Here is a 14294-nt window from a genome sequence, read left to right as displayed (position 1 = left end):
AGGAGACTTTTCGTGACGCCGTTGATGATCGCAGCGCTGGGTGTCCTGATGGTCGCGACGGCGTTTCTGTCGGGGCTGTTCGGCATGGCCGGCGGCATGATCCTGATCGGCGTGCTGTTGATGCTGATGCCGCTGCCGACCGCGATGGTGCTGCACGCGATCACGCAGATGGCCTCGAACGGCTGGCGCGCCTTTCTGTGGCGGGCGCATATCCGCTGGCGGCCGGTGTTCGTCTATCTGATCGGCTGCGCGCTGGCGCTCGGCATGTGGTCGGTGACCCGCTACGTGCCGGACAAGCCGATCGCCCTGCTGCTGCTCGGCGTGACGCCGTTCATGGCGCGGATGATGCCGAAGAACATCAAGCCGAATCCCGACAGTATTTATCAGGGCTCGTTCTACGGCTTCATCTGCATGGGACTGATGCTGATGACCGGCGTCTCCGGTCCGTTGATGGACACGTTCTTCCTCGGCGGCAATTTCGGCCGCCGCGAGGTGGTCGCCACCAAGGCGACCTGCCAGGTCGCGAGCCATTTCACCAAGCTGATCTATTTCGGCGGCATCATCGACCAGGCCTCGACGCTCGACCCGGTGCTGGCGGCGGTGGCGGTCGCGGCCTCGATGCTCGGCACCACGCTGGCGCGGCGCATTCTTGAGGCGATGAGCGACGCGCAGTTTCGCACCTGGGCGAACCGGATCATCACGACGGTTGCCGGCTACTACATCCTCTACGGCGGCTGGCTGCTGTTCTCGCGCACCAGCGCGATGGCGTTCTGACGTCCGACTTCGACGGGAGGCACTCGATGACTGAGGCGACCGATCCCCTGGTGCTCGATCTCGTCGAATGGATCGGCCGCGAGCCGCGGCTTTATTCCGACGTGATCGAGACGTGGCGCACCTCATGCCCGCGCCTCACCATCTGGGAGGACGCCGTCGACCGCGGCTATGTCACGCGGGAGCCTTCGGCCGGCCGCGGCCTGCGCGTCGCGATCACCGAGAGCGGCGCGAAATTCCTCCGCGACAACCGGCGCGGTCACTGATCCCCACGGATGACAATTACAAGTTTCCGTGAATGTGGGCGCGGCAATATTTCGCCGCGATGCCATCACCTATTCAGGTTGGCGTGCCCTTATCAGGGGTTCATTGCGCGACATGAGGCGGGGGAATATTGCCATGCCGAACATTGCCGATATGAAATGGTTCAAGGAAAATTTCCACGCTGAAGTCGAAGCGGCGATCGCGGGCACGCCGTTCACGCTGGATCTCATGGTCGCGCTGGCCTGTCAGGAGACCGGTGACGTCTGGCCGATCCTGCGCAAGAAGCCGCAGTTGACGCTGGACCGCATCCTCGCGCTTTGCGTCGGAGACACCATCGATTTCAAGCCACCGAGCGGCGGCCGCAAGGCATTTCCGAAGAACAAGGCTCAATTGCTGACGGCTCCGAGAGGCGATGAAATGTTTGCCATCGCGCGCCAGGCGCTGGTGGACATGGCACGGTTCATTCCGGGATTTCCGGTGTCGAACGCAAGCAAGTTCTGCCGCGGCTTCGGTATGTTCCAGCTCGACCTGCAATTCTTCAAGGACGATCCGGACTATTTTCTCGAGAGGCGCTACGAGAAGTTCAGCGAGACGCTCGGCAGGGCCATCGGCGAGTTGACCGACAAGGCAAAGAAGATCGGTCTCTTCAACAAGCCACAGCTCACCGACATGCAATTGACGGCGGTCGCGATCGCCTACAACACCGGCAGTTTCAACCCGAGCAAGGGCCTGAAGCAGGGCCATTTCGACGGCCACAAATTCTACGGCGAGCAGATTTTCGACTTCATCCGCATGGCGCACACGGTGCCGGTGCCGGGTGGTTCGCCGGCAATGCCGCCACCGCCGCCTGGCCAGGCGATCATCCCGCCGCCGACGCCGGTCGAGGCGACCGGGCCGTTCATGGTCGTCAAGACGCAGCTCAGCCCCCTACGTGTGCGCAGCGCGCCGAAGGTCAGTTCGCCGGCTACCGGCAACGTGATCGCGCAATTGCCTGACGGTCATCCGGTGCGCGCCGTTACGGGCACGCCGGTGAAGAAGTTCATCGAAATCGAAACCAGCCTGTCCGGTGCGCATATTCGCGGCTTCGCCTCGGCTGAGTTCCTTGTGCCGGCGCCGGCCGACGTCAGCGACATTCCCGTGGTGCAGATGATGAGCGACGCGCCCACCAGCGGCATCGTCGAGGTCTTCATGCCGCGCCGGCCGGGCCTGATCACGAGACGAACCGAGATCGCGGGCGCCCATTCGCTCAACGAGCCCGATATGCCCAAGCGCAAGGGCGAGACGCCGGAGGAACTGCGGAGCGGCCTTGACGCGATCATCGACTATCTCGCTTCCGACAAGGCGGCGCACAAGCGCTACAAGCCGCGCAGTGGCCTGACCTTCTGCAACATCTACGCGCACGACTATTGTTTCCTGGCCGGCGTGTACCTGCCGCGGGTGTGGTGGACTCCGGGCGCCATCGAGCGCCTGGCGCAAGGCGAGGCGGTCCAGCCGCTGATCGAGAACACCATCACGGAGGTGCGCGCCAACGATCTGTTCCGCTGGCTGCGCGACTTCGGACCGCGCTTCGGCTGGCGCCAGACCAGCACGCTGACCAAGCTGCAGCAGGAGGCTGATGTCGGCGCGGTCGGCTTGATCGTGGCGCGACGGAAGCAGGACGGCAAGTCGGGCCATATCGTTGCGGTAGTGCCGGAAACCAATGACCATCGCGCGGTGCGCAACGCCGCGGGCGAAGTCACCAGGCCGCTGCAAAGCCAGGCCGGCGCCGTGAACTTCCGCCGCGGCACCGGCAGCCTCAATTGGTGGAAAGGCGATCAGTTCGCCGAAAGCGCATTCTGGCTGCACGCCTGATCCGGAGGGAGAGCGCCTCGTGCTGCGGGCAGCACGGGGCAGCCGATCAACTCGCCTTGAGGCACAACTCCAGGCATTGACTTGGGTATCGTTCTGCGATGATTTTCATGCAATCGCATGTTCTTCGCGATAGCATGACAATGAGCAGGATGGGACGCCCCATGATCGATCTCTACTACTGGACCACGCCGAACGGCCACAAGATCACGATGTTCCTCGAGGAGACCGGGCTGCCCTACAAGATCTTCCCGGTGCAGATCGGCAAGGGCGAGCAGTTCAAGCCGGAGTTTCTGACGATCGCGCCGAACAACCGCATTCCCGCGATGGTCGATCATGAACCGAAGGGCGGCGGAAAGCCGATCTCGATCTTCGAATCCGGCGCAATGCTGCTCTATCTCGCCGAGAAGACCGTAAAATTCCTTCCCGCCGATCTCCACGGCCGCTACGACGCGATCCAGTGGACGTTCTGGCAGATGGGTGGGCTCGGGCCGATGGCCGGGCAGAACCATCACTTCAATGTCTACGCGCAGGAAAAGATCAAATACGCCATCGACCGCTATGTGAACGAGACCAACCGGCTCTACGGCGTGCTCAACAAGCGCCTCGCCGATCGCGAATTCATCGCCGGCGACTATTCGATCGCCGACATGGCTTCCTATCCATGGGTGGTGCCGTGGAAGAACCAGAGCCAGAACATCGACGATTTTCCGCATCTGAAGCGCTGGCTGGAGACGATCCGCGCCCGGCCCGCCACCGAGCGCGCCTATGCCAGGGCGAAAGAGGTCAATCCGAATTTCGGCCAGCCGGTCAACCGCACCGAGGAGGAGCGCAGGGTTTTGTTCGGGCAGACCGCCGCGGTGGTGCGGTAGAGGGACGGTCGCGCCACCGTCACTGCGAGGAGCCAACGGGTCGCGCGAATGCGCGCCCGATGGCGCGAAGATCACCTGGATACCACGACTGACCTGTGAGCCTCGATCTTCGCCGGCGCAAGCCGGCAGGCAATGATTGCGCGTCTGTCGGCGCAATCGCCGAGGCTGTAAATTAGTTCTATCCGATAACGATGTTAGCTGTGACGCAATATCGAGGCGTAAGCTGCTCTCCCAAGTGGCCGTTCAGGGGAGACGCGTCATGACCCACTTTGAAGCCAAACTGGAGCGGTTCGAGACCCTCGCCGCAGAATGCGATCTGATCAGCAAGCTGACGGGGGATACGAAGAAGCGCGAGCTGTATCTGCGCCTCGGCCTGCATTACCGCGAACTGGCCGACGACATGCGGACGGTGATCGCGGCGAGTGTCGCACACGATGTCAGCAGCCGCGATAGCACGGCGTCCGGCGCTCCATCCACGCATTGATACCTTCGCCAAGGTCGGCGGTCGGCGCCAGCGCCGCAAACTGCTCGCTCTCGACCTGCAGCCCTTCGGCAATCGTCATGTTCAGCCCGCGGGTCACCGCGGTGATGATGCCGCCGATCGCGAGCGGCGAATGCCTGACAATCCGGTTTGCCAACTCGTGCGCGGCGGGCAGCAGCGCCTGGTGCGGCACGACGCTGTTGACCAAACCGATCTCGTGCGCCCGCTGCGGCGAGAACGGATCGCCGGTCAATAACAGTTCAAGCGCGCGCTTGCGGCCGGCGAGCCGCGGCAGCCGCTGCGTTCCCCCGAAGGTCGGCGGCATGCCGAGATTGATTTCCGGTTTTGCAAATCGCGCGCGCTCGCTGGCAATGGCGAGATGGACCGCCTCGGTGATCTCGCAGCCGCCGCCGAAGGCGAGGCCGTTCACGGCCGCGATGACAGGTTTGCGGAACGCTTCCAGCCGCGCGGTCATGGCCTGGCCGCGGCGGACAAAGTCGCGGATCGCGGTATCGCGACCCCGGCGGATGCTGCCGGAGAATTCGTGGATGTCGGCGCCGGCGGAAAACGCACGTTCACCCGCGCCGGTCAGGATCACGGCACGCACGGCGTCGTCGGTTTCGATCGCATCCAGCACCGCCATCAGGCGGTCGATCAGCGCGTAGTTCAGTGCGTTGAGCTTGTCGGGACGGTTGAGCCTGACCAGCGCAATGCCGTCGCTGATTTCGAGCAGGATGGGATCGGACATCGGAAGGCTCCGCAAAGGTTTTGATTGAGTGAGCCTAGAAGTCCAGCGGCGTTGAGTATATTCACTGGTTGGTATACATGGCTGCGATGGCACGATCCGGTATACCGACGCGCGAACGCATCATCTCGGCGGCCAACGCGCTGTTCTACAATGACGGCATCCGCGGCGTCAGCGTCGATGCCGTGGCCGCGAAGGCCGGCGTCACCAAGCGGACGCTGTATTATCACTTCAGGAGCAAGGACGATCTCGTCGCGGCCTATCTTGCCGGGCGCGATCAGCCCAACCTCGCGCTGTTCAGGCAATGGTTTTCGGACGCGGAAGGCGGCCTGCCGGCGAAGGTCGAGGCGATCTTTCGCAATCTGGCGCGATCGGCGCGGCATCCGAAGTGGAAAGGCTGCGGCTTCCTGCGCACCTCGGCCGAGCTCGCCAACATGCCAGGCCACCCTGCGATCAGGATCGGCGCCGCGCACAAGAAGAAGTTCGAGGAATGGCTGCGCGCGACCTTCGCCGCGGAAGGTATCGCTCAGCCCTTGCGGCTCGCACGGCAAATCCTCTTGCTGCTCGACGGCTCCTTTGCCGTCGTGCTGCTGCATCGCGATCCCAGCTACATGGAAACGGCGGGCGAGGCGGCGCACGCGTTGATCGACGCCGCGCTTCCGGCGCGGGAGAAGCGGAGGCGGCCAGGGCGGTAGTCCTCCGTCATTGAGAGGAGCTCGCGACAAAATGGCAAAGCAATTTTGCGCTGAAGCGACGAAGCAATCCATTTCTCCGCTTGCGGCACGATGGATTGCTTCGCTTCGCTCGCAATGACGGCTAGGGCGAATGACGACTAAACGCGCCGCGCGCTTGCAGCATGGCCAGCACCGCATTCAGATCCGGCAGCACGGCGGCGCATCTGGCGCGCGTCTCGTCAGTCGGCGGCGCCATATCAGGCACCATGATGGTGATCGCGCCGGCGGCGTGGGAAGCGGCGACGCCGTGGTTGGAATCTTCCACGGCGACGCAGAGCTGCGGCGCAAATCCGAGGCGCGCGGCGGCGAGCAGGTAGAGGTCCGGGCTGGGCTTGCCGTTGACGACGTCGTCGAGCGTCAGGATGGTGTCGAAGCGTGGGCGGATTCCGGCGAGCGATAGATTGCGCTCGGCGTTGCGCCGCGACGACGAGGTCACGATTGCCGTCGGGCAATTGGCGGCGGCCAATCCATCGAGCAGATCTAACGTCCCCGGCTTGAGCGGCAGGCCGGCCTCGATCAAGCGGTCGCGATTGACGAGGAAGGCGCGGTTGATCTCGGCGAGCGGAAAGTCTGCGCCATAGCGATCGAGCAGCATCGCCTCGCAGGTCGGTCCGGGCAGGCCAACCATGGCGTGGCACAGCGCGACGGAATCATCGGCATAGCCGGCCGCGTCGAGCGCCGCGACGAGACTGTTGAAATAGACTTTTTCGGTGTCGAGCAGGGTGCCGTCCATGTCGAGCAGCACGGCGCTGACGTTCCATTTTCCACTCACGCCGCACCTGCGTCCGCGAGTCGCCCGGCGAGTTTGCGCAGGCAGTCCGGGCAGAGGCAATCGCCGCCGTCCACCGGCATCGGCATCCGGAACGCTTCGTCATTGCACCAGCATGGGCCGGACAAGTTGCAGCCGAATTCGGTTCCGCAGTCCTCGCAGGCGAGGCGGCGCGCGGGCTGATCTTCCAAAGGATTCGTCATCAACGAGGCCATATCCTGACGCGGAATTAATCCCGGGTTCATGTCGAAGCACGCTATATTGGCGGGCCACTATACGCCCCGAGAAACCGCAAGGGAAACAAGGGAAGCCCGATGGCCCGCGATTCGCAAGCAGCTCTCGTTGCGCTGCATCGCTTCGGTTTCGGCGCGCGCGGCGGCGCGTCCGGCGATTTTCTCAATGCGGCATCCGATCCGCGCGGCTTCGTCAAGGCGGAGCTTGGCCGCCCCAGCGCCGGCTTGCTCGAAGTGCCGGGATTGCAATCGACGCCGGCGCTCGGCAAGGCGGTATTCGACTATCAGTTCGAGATCCAGCAGGCGCGCGACGCGGCGGCCAAGTCGGCGCCGCCGCCGGCCCCCGAAGGTCAACCGCCGCCGGATGCGAAAGGGCAGCGGCGAAACCTCTCGCTCAACAGCATCGCCATGGACATGGCGCCAAGAGAACCGCCAACAGAACCGTCGAGGGAGCAGCCGGCCAAGCCGCCGGAAAATCCCGATGCGACCATGGTTCCGGCCGAGGCGATGCGACCGAATGCGCCGAAGCCGCCGCCGCCACCACTCAACATCATCCAGAAGACCTTTCGCGCCGAGGCACTCGCCCGGCTGCAACGCGCCGTCATCGCCGATTGCGGCTTCGTCGAACGTCTCGTGGTGTTCTGGTCCAATCATTTCTGCATTTCCGCCAACAAGGGCGGGCCGGCGCGGATGTGGGCCGGCTCGTTCGAACGCGAGGCGATCCGGCCGCACGTGCTCGGCCGTTTCGGCGACATGCTGAAGGCGGTCGAGCAGCATCCGGCGATGCTGTTCTTCCTCGACAACCAGCAATCGCTGGGTCCGGATTCGCGGGCCGGTAAAAACCGCAACCGCGGACTGAACGAAAATCTCGCGCGCGAGATCCTCGAATTGCATACGCTCGGCGTCGGCGGCGGCTACTCGCAGGACGACGTGACGGCGCTGGCCAACATCATCACCGGCTGGACCTATGCGGGCAGGCTCGGACAATTGGGCGCGCCGGGCAGCTTCGTGTTCAACGCCAATGCGCATCAGCCCGGCGCGCAGCGCGTGATGGGAAAAATCTACGACGCCGCCGGCGTGGCGCAGGGCGAGGCGGTGCTGTCAGATATCGCGCGTCATCCGTCAACCGCCAAATTCATCGCCGGCAAGTTCGTTCGCCACTTCGTCGCCGACGATCCGCCGCCCGCACTGGTGGCGCAACTGGCCGAAGTCTTTGCGAAAGCCGACGGCGACCTCAAGGCGCTGGCGCTGGCGCTGGTGGATTCCGAGGAGGCCTGGAAGGCGCCGCTGTCCAAGATGCGAACGCCCTACGAATTCCTGGTGGCGGCGGGCCGGCTGCTGGCGCGGATCCCGAATGATCCCGGCCGCTATCTCGGCGGTCTCAACACGCTGGGCCAGCCACTATGGTCGCCCGCCGGGCCGAACGGTTTTCCCGATACCAGTGCGGCCTGGGCGTCGCCGGAGGGCGTCAAGCTGCGGCTCGACATATCAGCGCAGATTGCCTCGCGGCTCGCCGACGGCATCGATCCGCGTGACCTGCTCGAACTGGTCGCCGCGGATGCGGCATCGGTCGAAACGCGACGGGCGATTGAACGCGCGGAATCGCGCCAGCAGGCGCTGGCGCTGCTGTTGATGTCGCCGGAATTCCAGAGGAGATGATTTCGATGGCACCGACACTGGATTGTTGCGAAGGCCTGCGATCGCCGGCGATTTCGCGGCGTGGCGTGCTGCTCGGCGGCGCCTCCTTTGCGGCGTGGGCCTATTTGCCGAAATTCGCACGCGCCGCCGATGGTCGCGATCCGCGGCTGGTGGTCGTCATTCTGCGCGGCGCGCTCGACGGGCTCGCCACCGTCGCACCGATCGGCGATCCCGATTACGCGGGGCTGCATGGCGCGATCGCGCTCGCGTTGAGTGGTCCGAACGCGGCGCTGCCGCTGGATTCGTTTTTCGCGCTGCATCCGGCGATGCCGGAACTCGCGCGGATGTACCGCGAAAAGAAAGCCGCGGTGATTCACGCGGCGGCTACGTCGTATCGCGACCGTTCGCATTTCGACGGGCAGGACGTGCTCGAAAGCGGCTTTGCCGGTCCCGGCCGCGTGCAGTCAGGCTGGCTCAACCGCGCGCTGGAAGGGTTGCCTAGGGCTGAGCGGGTGACGAGCGCGCTTGCGGTCGGGCCGACCACGCCGCTGGTGTTGCGCGGCGCGGCGCCGACGGTCGGCTGGGCGCCGGTTGCGCTGCCGCAGGCCGCCGAGGATACTGCGATGCGGCTCGTCGAACTCTATCAGCACCGCGACCCCGCGCTGGCCGGCGCGTTGAAGCAGGGCATCGCGCTCGACAAGACCGCGCAGGGCGACGACATGAAGCCGAAGCCGGGCACCAACGGCGCCGGCGCGATGCGGCTGGTGGCGCGCGGCGCGGCCAAGCTGATGGCCGCCGACGACGGTCCGCGGATCGGCGCGCTCGCCTTCGACGGCTGGGACACCCATGCCAATGAAGGCGGCCCGGTCGGCCGGCTCGCGCAACTGCTCGGCGGGCTCGACGGCGCGCTCGCTGAATTCGAGACCGGGATGGGGCCGCGCTGGCGCGACACCGCGATCGTGGTCGCCACCGAATTCGGTCGCACCGCGCGCATCAACGGCACGCAAGGCACCGACCACGGGACGGGCACGCTCGCGCTGCTCGCCGGCGGCGCCGTGAAGGGCGGGCGGGTGATCGCAGACTGGCCCGGGCTGAAGCCCGCCAATCTCTACCAGGGCCGCGACCTCGCGCCGACCACCGACCTGCGCGCGGTGATGAAGGGCGTGCTGAAGGACCAGTTCGGCCTCGCCGACCGGGTGCTGGCGGAGACGGTGTTCCCGGACAGTAGCGCCGCGAAGCCGATGCAGGGGTTGGTGGGATAACCTCTGCCCGCATTTTGCGGGGAGAGGTCGGATCGCTCTTGCGATCCGGGTGAGGGGGTACCGGTCTCACCTCATTCACGGCTCGTGGAGAGAGCCCCTCACCCCGACCCTCTCCCCGTGAAGAACGGGGCGAGGGAGCGAGAGCGCGCCGCATGTCATGTCGTCATCCCATCCACCTCCGCCATCTCGTCCGCGCTCAGTGTCCAGCCAACAGCTTTCACGTTCTGCTCGACCTGTTCGACGCGGGTGGCGCCGGCGATGACGCTTGCGACCTGCGGGCGCTGGGCGAGCCAGGAGAAGGCAAGTTCGAGCATGCTGTGGCCGCGCGCTTGCGCGAACGCCTGCAGCTTTTCGACGATGTCCTCGTTGCGTGCGGTGACGTAGCGGTCCTTCAGCGCGGGGGCCTTGGCGAAGCGGGTGTCGGCGGGGGCCGCCGAGCCGCGCTGGTATTTGCCGGTGAGAAGTCCGCTGGCCAGCGGGAAGAACGGCAACAGGCCGAGCCTGTATTCCGCTGCGGCCGGCAAGAGATCCTTCTCGATGCCGCGGACCACGAGGCTGTATTCGTCCTGGCAGGAGATGAAGCGACCAACGTTCATCTGCCGCGCCAGCATTTCGGCTTCGGCGATGCGCCACGCCGGGAAGTTCGAATTGCCGATATAGCGGACCTTGCCCTGGCGCATGAGATCGTCGAGCGCGCGCAGCGTCTCTTCCATCGGCGTCAGGGGATCGTAGTCGTGCTGCTGGTAGAGATCGATGTAATCGGTCTTCAGCCGCCTGAGACTGGCTTCCACCGCTTCCATGATGTAGCGGCGCGAGGCGCCCTGTTTGGTGCCGTCATTGCTCATCGGCTTGGAGTATTTCGTCGCCAGCACGATGTCCTTGCGGCGGTCGCCGAGGACGGCGCCGAGGACGGTCTCGGAGCCGCCCATGCCGGCATAGATGTCGGCGGTGTCGAACAGGGTGATGCCGAGGTCGATCGCCTTGTGAATGACCTTGCGCGAGGTCTCGAGGTCGGTGCGCTGGCCAAAATTGTTGCAGCCGAGGCCGACGGCGGAAACGCGCAGGCCGGAGCCGCCGAGGTTGCGAATTTGCATGGAATCGATCCTGTGGGGAGGGGCGGTGAAAAGGCCCGGCATCTTGGCCCGCACGGCATCGACCCGCAAGCAGCGCGGCCATCGGCGGCCGGCTGGGCAGCCATGCGGCACAAAAAGGGGCGGCCCCGGTCAGACGCGGCGACTGACGGGGACCGCTGGGGGGCGTGTGATCCGAGGACGGGGGGCTGATCAGACGCGGCTGCAACCTAGCCGTGCTTTGTTACGCCGGCGTGACGACAGCGACTTATCCACAGGGCGGCGGCCGGCGCGTCACAGCATCTTGCGATAGACGACGAACCCCGAGCGCTTCGCGACCTTGTCGTAGAGCTGCATCGCGGTGTGGTTGGTCTCATGGGTCTGCCAATAGACGCGAGAACAGCCGGCGCGCTTCGCCTGATCATACACGCCGTTGATCAGCGCGCGGCCGACGCCTCTGACGCGCGCCGCCGGATCGGTGAAGAGGTCCTGCAAATAGCAGTTCGGCTCGATCATGGTGGTCGAGCGGTGCAGCAGATAATGCGTCAGTCCCAGCAACTTGCCGCCGCGCTCGGCGACCAGCGCATGCACCGGCTCGTAGGCGTCGAAGAAGCGCGCCCACGTCATCGCGGTGATCTCGGACGCCAGCGCGGTCGGACCCGAGCGGCCGTAGAAGGCGTTGTAGCCGTCCCACAGCGGCAGCCATTGCGCATGGTCCTCGCGGCTGATGAAGCGGATGGTGAGGTCGCCGGGCATTGCGGGATATTCCGTTATGAGAGGACGCACCGGGAGACGCGCGTAGCTATCCAATACAGACGCAGCAGTGCGGGATCAATGTCGCAAGAGCGCCCCGCGCTATTCCGCGGCGCCGAGTTGGTGGGCGAGACCGTGGGGGCCGCGCAGCGCGCGATAATAGTCGGCGCTGCCGGGATCGTCGGAGTGACGGACGAGGTCGGTGACCGGCGTGTAGCTCAGCATGCGTCCGCCGTCGGGCAGTGCGGTGCAGATGAAGCGCAGCACCTGGCCGTCGGCGAGGTTGATGATGACCGGCGTGGAATCGCCGGCGCGGATCATTTCGGTGCGTTTGGCGATGAAGGCGCTGCGCTCTTCCTTCGGCAGTTGCCAGGCGCCGGTGTCGCGGCCATGATACATCAGCGCGATCACCGGCGGCTTGCTGTCGGCCTGCTCGTCGGGCAGCTTGAAGTAGTCGCGGAAGGCGCGGTTGATGAATTCGGCGCGGGTATCGGCGTCGAGCAGCACAATGCCGATGTCGACCTGGTCGAGCGCGGCCGACAGCCGGGCGGCGGTCGCGTGATGCGTTTCCTGCCGGGCCAGCGTATCGATCCATTTCTGCCGTAGAAGCCCGGTGATCAGCGCAGTGGCCCCGGCGGTCGCCGCCAGCAGCAGCAGGCGCGCCAGATCCGACATGTCGTAGCCGGGCGCGGCGCGGTGGTTGAGAAAGAACATCGCGGACGAGCCGACCGCAATGGCGGCGCTCACCATGCCGGAGGCGATGCCGCCGACGGACGCGACAAGCGCGACGATGCAGACGAACAATGGCGCGGGATTGGGGACGGGAATGACGAGCCGGTCGAGCAGGAAGGCGGCCAGCGCCGTCGCTGTCGTGAGAGCCGGACCGGAGATTGCCTGCCAGTTGAGCTGCATGCCCGTTCTCGCCACTTGCCGGGAATAAGGCTCAAGCATGCCCGATTGTTGCAATCGTGCACGCATTTCTGCCGCCAGTCTTAAGGGAGCGTTGCGCCGTCACAGTGGGCTTTCGCATTATTCGCATCAAATGATATCGAAGTGGCGGAACGGGAACCGCCCCCGCCGATTGAGCTCACGACAAGGTTTCAAAGAGGACATCGATGCCCACTGTTTCGCCCGCGCTGCTGCCGGTCCTGATGCTGTTCGCCTCCAACGTTTTCATGACCTTTGCCTGGTACGGCCATCTGAAATTCAAGGAAAGCCCATTGCCGACGGTGGTGCTGGTAAGCTGGGGCATCGCCTTCGTCGAATACTGGCTGGCGGTGCCGGCCAACCGCTGGGGCAGCGCGGTCTATTCGGCGGCGCAGCTCAAGACCATGCAGGAGGTGATCACGCTCGTCGTGTTCGCCGCCTTCTCGGTGCTCTATCTCAAGGAGCCGCTGGGCTGGAATCACGCGCTCGGCTTTCTCTGCATCGCGATCGGCGCGTTCCTGATCTTCCACAAATGGGGCTGAGCGGACGGCGGGCCAGCCCTCCCGCAACGTCTTTGATTTCGCGAAGGGACGTTGATAGCTTTCTGTTTTTCTCACCCTTTGCAGGCAGCCGCGTCATGCACCCATTGCATTCTGCTCCGCGCCGGATCCGCGCCCTCTTTGTTTCGTTCGCGCTGGCGCTTGCAGCAACGGCGGCGCGCGCCGCGCCGCTCGTTGATGTCCATGCGCTGGCGCAACAGGAGCAGCAGCCGCTGCTCGACACGCTGCGCGATCTCGTCAATATCGAATCCGGCAGCAAGGACATCGAGGGGCTGAACCGGATCGCCGAGCGGATCGCGAGCCAGCTCAAGGGGTTCGGCGGCGCCGTGGAAATCCTGCAGCCCACCGACGTCTATCGCCTGGACGATACGCCTGAAAGGGTCGGGCCTGCCGTGCAGGCCGTGTTCAAGGGCACCGGCAGCGCCAGCATCATGCTGATCGCGCATATGGATACGGTCTACCTCAAGGGCATGCTGAAGGATCAGCCGTTCCACATCGACGGCGACAAGGCCTACGGGCTCGGCATTGCCGACGACAAGCAGGGCATCGCCGTCATCCTCCACAGCGTCGCGCTGCTGCAGAAGCTGAACTTCCGGCAATACGGCACGCTCACGGTGCTGATCAACGGCGACGAGGAAATCTCCTCGCCCGGCTGGCGCAGCACCATCACCCGCCTCGCCGCGGAGCAGGACGCGGTGTTCTCGTTCGAGGGCAGTGGCCTCGACGGCACGCTGCGGCTGGCCACCAGCGGCATCGGCTCGGCCTATCTCAGCGTGCACGGCAAGGCGTCGCATGCGGGCGCGCGGCCCGAGGGCGGCGTCAACGCGCTCTACGAGCTGTCGCACCAGTTGTTGCAGATGAAGGACCTGTCAAAGGCGGAGGAGGGGCTGAAGCTGAACTGGACGGTCGCCACCGCCGGCACCAACCGCAATGTGATCCCCGCCGAGGCGGCCGCGCAGGCCGATGCGCGCGCGCTCAGGATTTCGGATTTCGACGCGCTCGAAAAGGCGCTGCAGGACAAGATCAAGAACCGGCTGCTGCCCGATTCCAGGGTGGAGCTGAAATTCGAGGTGCGCCGTCCGCCGCTCGAGCCGAGCGATGCCGCGCGCCGTCTCACCGGCCACGGCAAGGCGATCTATGGGGAACTCGGCATGACGCTCAACGTGGCCGAGAAGGCCACCGGCGGCGGCACCGACGCCGCGTTCGCCGCCCTCAAGGCGAGGGGCGCCGTGGTCGAAGGCATGGGCCTCTCGGGCTTTGGCGCGCACTCCAACGATGCCGAATATGTCAGGACCGACAGCATCGTGCCGCGGCTCTATCTGACGGCGCGGCTGATCATGGATTTGTCGAGCGGCAAGCTGAAATAG

Annotated in this window: 16 protein-coding genes; 10 read left to right on the top strand and 6 right to left on the bottom strand. The window is 65.2% G+C overall.

The window, feature by feature from the left end:
* Window positions 1-12: 12 nt before the first annotated feature.
* The 5 genes from V7E26_RS12600 (at window position 13) to V7E26_RS12580 (ending at window position 4239) form a co-directional block, all read left to right on the top strand.
* Complete coding sequence (locus V7E26_RS12600; protein WP_324416275.1) at window positions 13-774, top strand: sulfite exporter TauE/SafE family protein; 762 nt, start codon at window positions 13-15, stop codon at window positions 772-774.
* 26 nt (window positions 775-800) lie between these two features.
* Window positions 801-1037 (top strand): hypothetical protein, encoded by a 237-nt coding sequence (locus tag V7E26_RS12595; RefSeq protein ID WP_324416273.1) that lies wholly within the window; start codon window positions 801-803, stop codon window positions 1035-1037.
* 133 nt (window positions 1038-1170) lie between these two features.
* The gene (locus V7E26_RS12590) at window positions 1171-2886 is read left to right on the top strand and encodes an SH3 domain-containing protein (RefSeq protein ID WP_324416271.1); all 1716 of its coding nucleotides are present in this window, start codon (window positions 1171-1173) and stop codon (window positions 2884-2886) included.
* 161 nt (window positions 2887-3047) lie between these two features.
* Window positions 3048-3755, top strand: coding sequence for a glutathione binding-like protein (locus V7E26_RS12585; RefSeq protein WP_324416269.1), 708 nt, complete (start codon window positions 3048-3050; stop codon window positions 3753-3755).
* Window positions 3756-4014: 259 nt separating this feature from the next.
* Complete coding sequence (locus tag V7E26_RS12580) at window positions 4015-4239, top strand: hypothetical protein (protein WP_324416267.1); 225 nt, start codon at window positions 4015-4017, stop codon at window positions 4237-4239.
* Here the strand turns inward: V7E26_RS12580 and V7E26_RS12575 are convergent.
* The gene (locus V7E26_RS12575; RefSeq protein ID WP_324416265.1) at window positions 4193-4984 is read right to left on the bottom strand and encodes a crotonase/enoyl-CoA hydratase family protein; all 792 of its coding nucleotides are present in this window, start codon (window positions 4982-4984) and stop codon (window positions 4193-4195) included. The genes V7E26_RS12580 and V7E26_RS12575 overlap by 47 nt on opposite strands.
* A gap of 86 nt (window positions 4985-5070) precedes the next feature.
* On the opposite strand from V7E26_RS12575, the gene V7E26_RS12570 reads away from it, so the two are divergent.
* The gene (locus tag V7E26_RS12570) at window positions 5071-5676 is read left to right on the top strand and encodes a TetR/AcrR family transcriptional regulator (protein ID WP_324416332.1); all 606 of its coding nucleotides are present in this window, start codon (window positions 5071-5073) and stop codon (window positions 5674-5676) included.
* Window positions 5677-5797: 121 nt separating this feature from the next.
* Here the strand turns inward: V7E26_RS12570 and V7E26_RS12565 are convergent, their stop codons facing one another.
* Together V7E26_RS12565 and V7E26_RS12560 are read right to left on the bottom strand one after the other, a co-directional pair.
* Window positions 5798-6487: an HAD family hydrolase gene (locus V7E26_RS12565; RefSeq protein ID WP_324416263.1), complete on the bottom strand. Its 690-nt coding sequence runs from the start codon at window positions 6485-6487 to the stop codon at window positions 5798-5800.
* On the bottom strand, window positions 6484-6729 hold the full coding sequence (locus V7E26_RS12560; protein ID WP_442893394.1) for a cysteine-rich CWC family protein: 246 nt from the start codon (window positions 6727-6729) through the stop codon (window positions 6484-6486). The genes V7E26_RS12565 and V7E26_RS12560 overlap by 4 nt, the downstream gene beginning before the upstream one ends.
* A gap of 69 nt (window positions 6730-6798) precedes the next feature.
* On the opposite strand from V7E26_RS12560, the gene V7E26_RS12555 reads away from it, so the two are divergent.
* Window positions 6799-8376, top strand: a complete 1578-nt coding sequence (locus V7E26_RS12555) for a DUF1800 domain-containing protein (RefSeq protein WP_324416261.1) — start codon at window positions 6799-6801, stop codon at window positions 8374-8376.
* Window positions 8377-8381: 5 nt separating this feature from the next.
* Complete coding sequence (locus V7E26_RS12550; protein ID WP_324416259.1) at window positions 8382-9617, top strand: DUF1501 domain-containing protein; 1236 nt, start codon at window positions 8382-8384, stop codon at window positions 9615-9617.
* A 155-nt stretch (window positions 9618-9772) separates the two neighbouring features.
* Here the strand turns inward: V7E26_RS12550 and V7E26_RS12545 are convergent, their stop codons facing one another.
* The 3 genes from V7E26_RS12545 to V7E26_RS12535 all read right to left on the bottom strand — a co-directional run bounded on the left by V7E26_RS12545 (window position 9773) and on the right by V7E26_RS12535 (window position 12352).
* On the bottom strand, window positions 9773-10711 hold the full coding sequence (locus tag V7E26_RS12545; protein ID WP_324416257.1) for an aldo/keto reductase: 939 nt from the start codon (window positions 10709-10711) through the stop codon (window positions 9773-9775).
* A gap of 270 nt (window positions 10712-10981) precedes the next feature.
* Window positions 10982-11443 carry a GNAT family N-acetyltransferase gene (locus V7E26_RS12540; RefSeq protein WP_324416255.1) on the bottom strand — a complete coding sequence of 154 codons (462 nt, stop codon included), beginning with the start codon at window positions 11441-11443 and terminating at the stop codon, window positions 10982-10984.
* Window positions 11444-11542: 99 nt separating this feature from the next.
* The gene (locus V7E26_RS12535; RefSeq protein WP_324416253.1) at window positions 11543-12352 is read right to left on the bottom strand and encodes a PAS-domain containing protein; all 810 of its coding nucleotides are present in this window, start codon (window positions 12350-12352) and stop codon (window positions 11543-11545) included.
* A 203-nt stretch (window positions 12353-12555) separates the two neighbouring features.
* On the opposite strand from V7E26_RS12535, the gene V7E26_RS12530 reads away from it, so the two are divergent.
* Together V7E26_RS12530 and V7E26_RS12525 are read left to right on the top strand one after the other, a co-directional pair.
* Window positions 12556-12909: a DMT family protein gene (locus V7E26_RS12530; RefSeq protein WP_324416251.1), complete on the top strand. Its 354-nt coding sequence runs from the start codon at window positions 12556-12558 to the stop codon at window positions 12907-12909.
* Between the two features lie 95 nt (window positions 12910-13004).
* Window positions 13005-14294 (top strand): M20/M25/M40 family metallo-hydrolase, encoded by a 1290-nt coding sequence (locus V7E26_RS12525; protein WP_324416249.1) that lies wholly within the window; start codon window positions 13005-13007, stop codon window positions 14292-14294.

The sequence above is a fragment of the Bradyrhizobium sp. genome (assembly GCF_036735945.1).
GTDB lineage: Bacteria > Pseudomonadota > Alphaproteobacteria > Rhizobiales > Xanthobacteraceae > Bradyrhizobium.
Note: the sequence above shows the minus strand (reverse complement) of the source record. Positions and strands in the feature narration are given on the sequence as shown.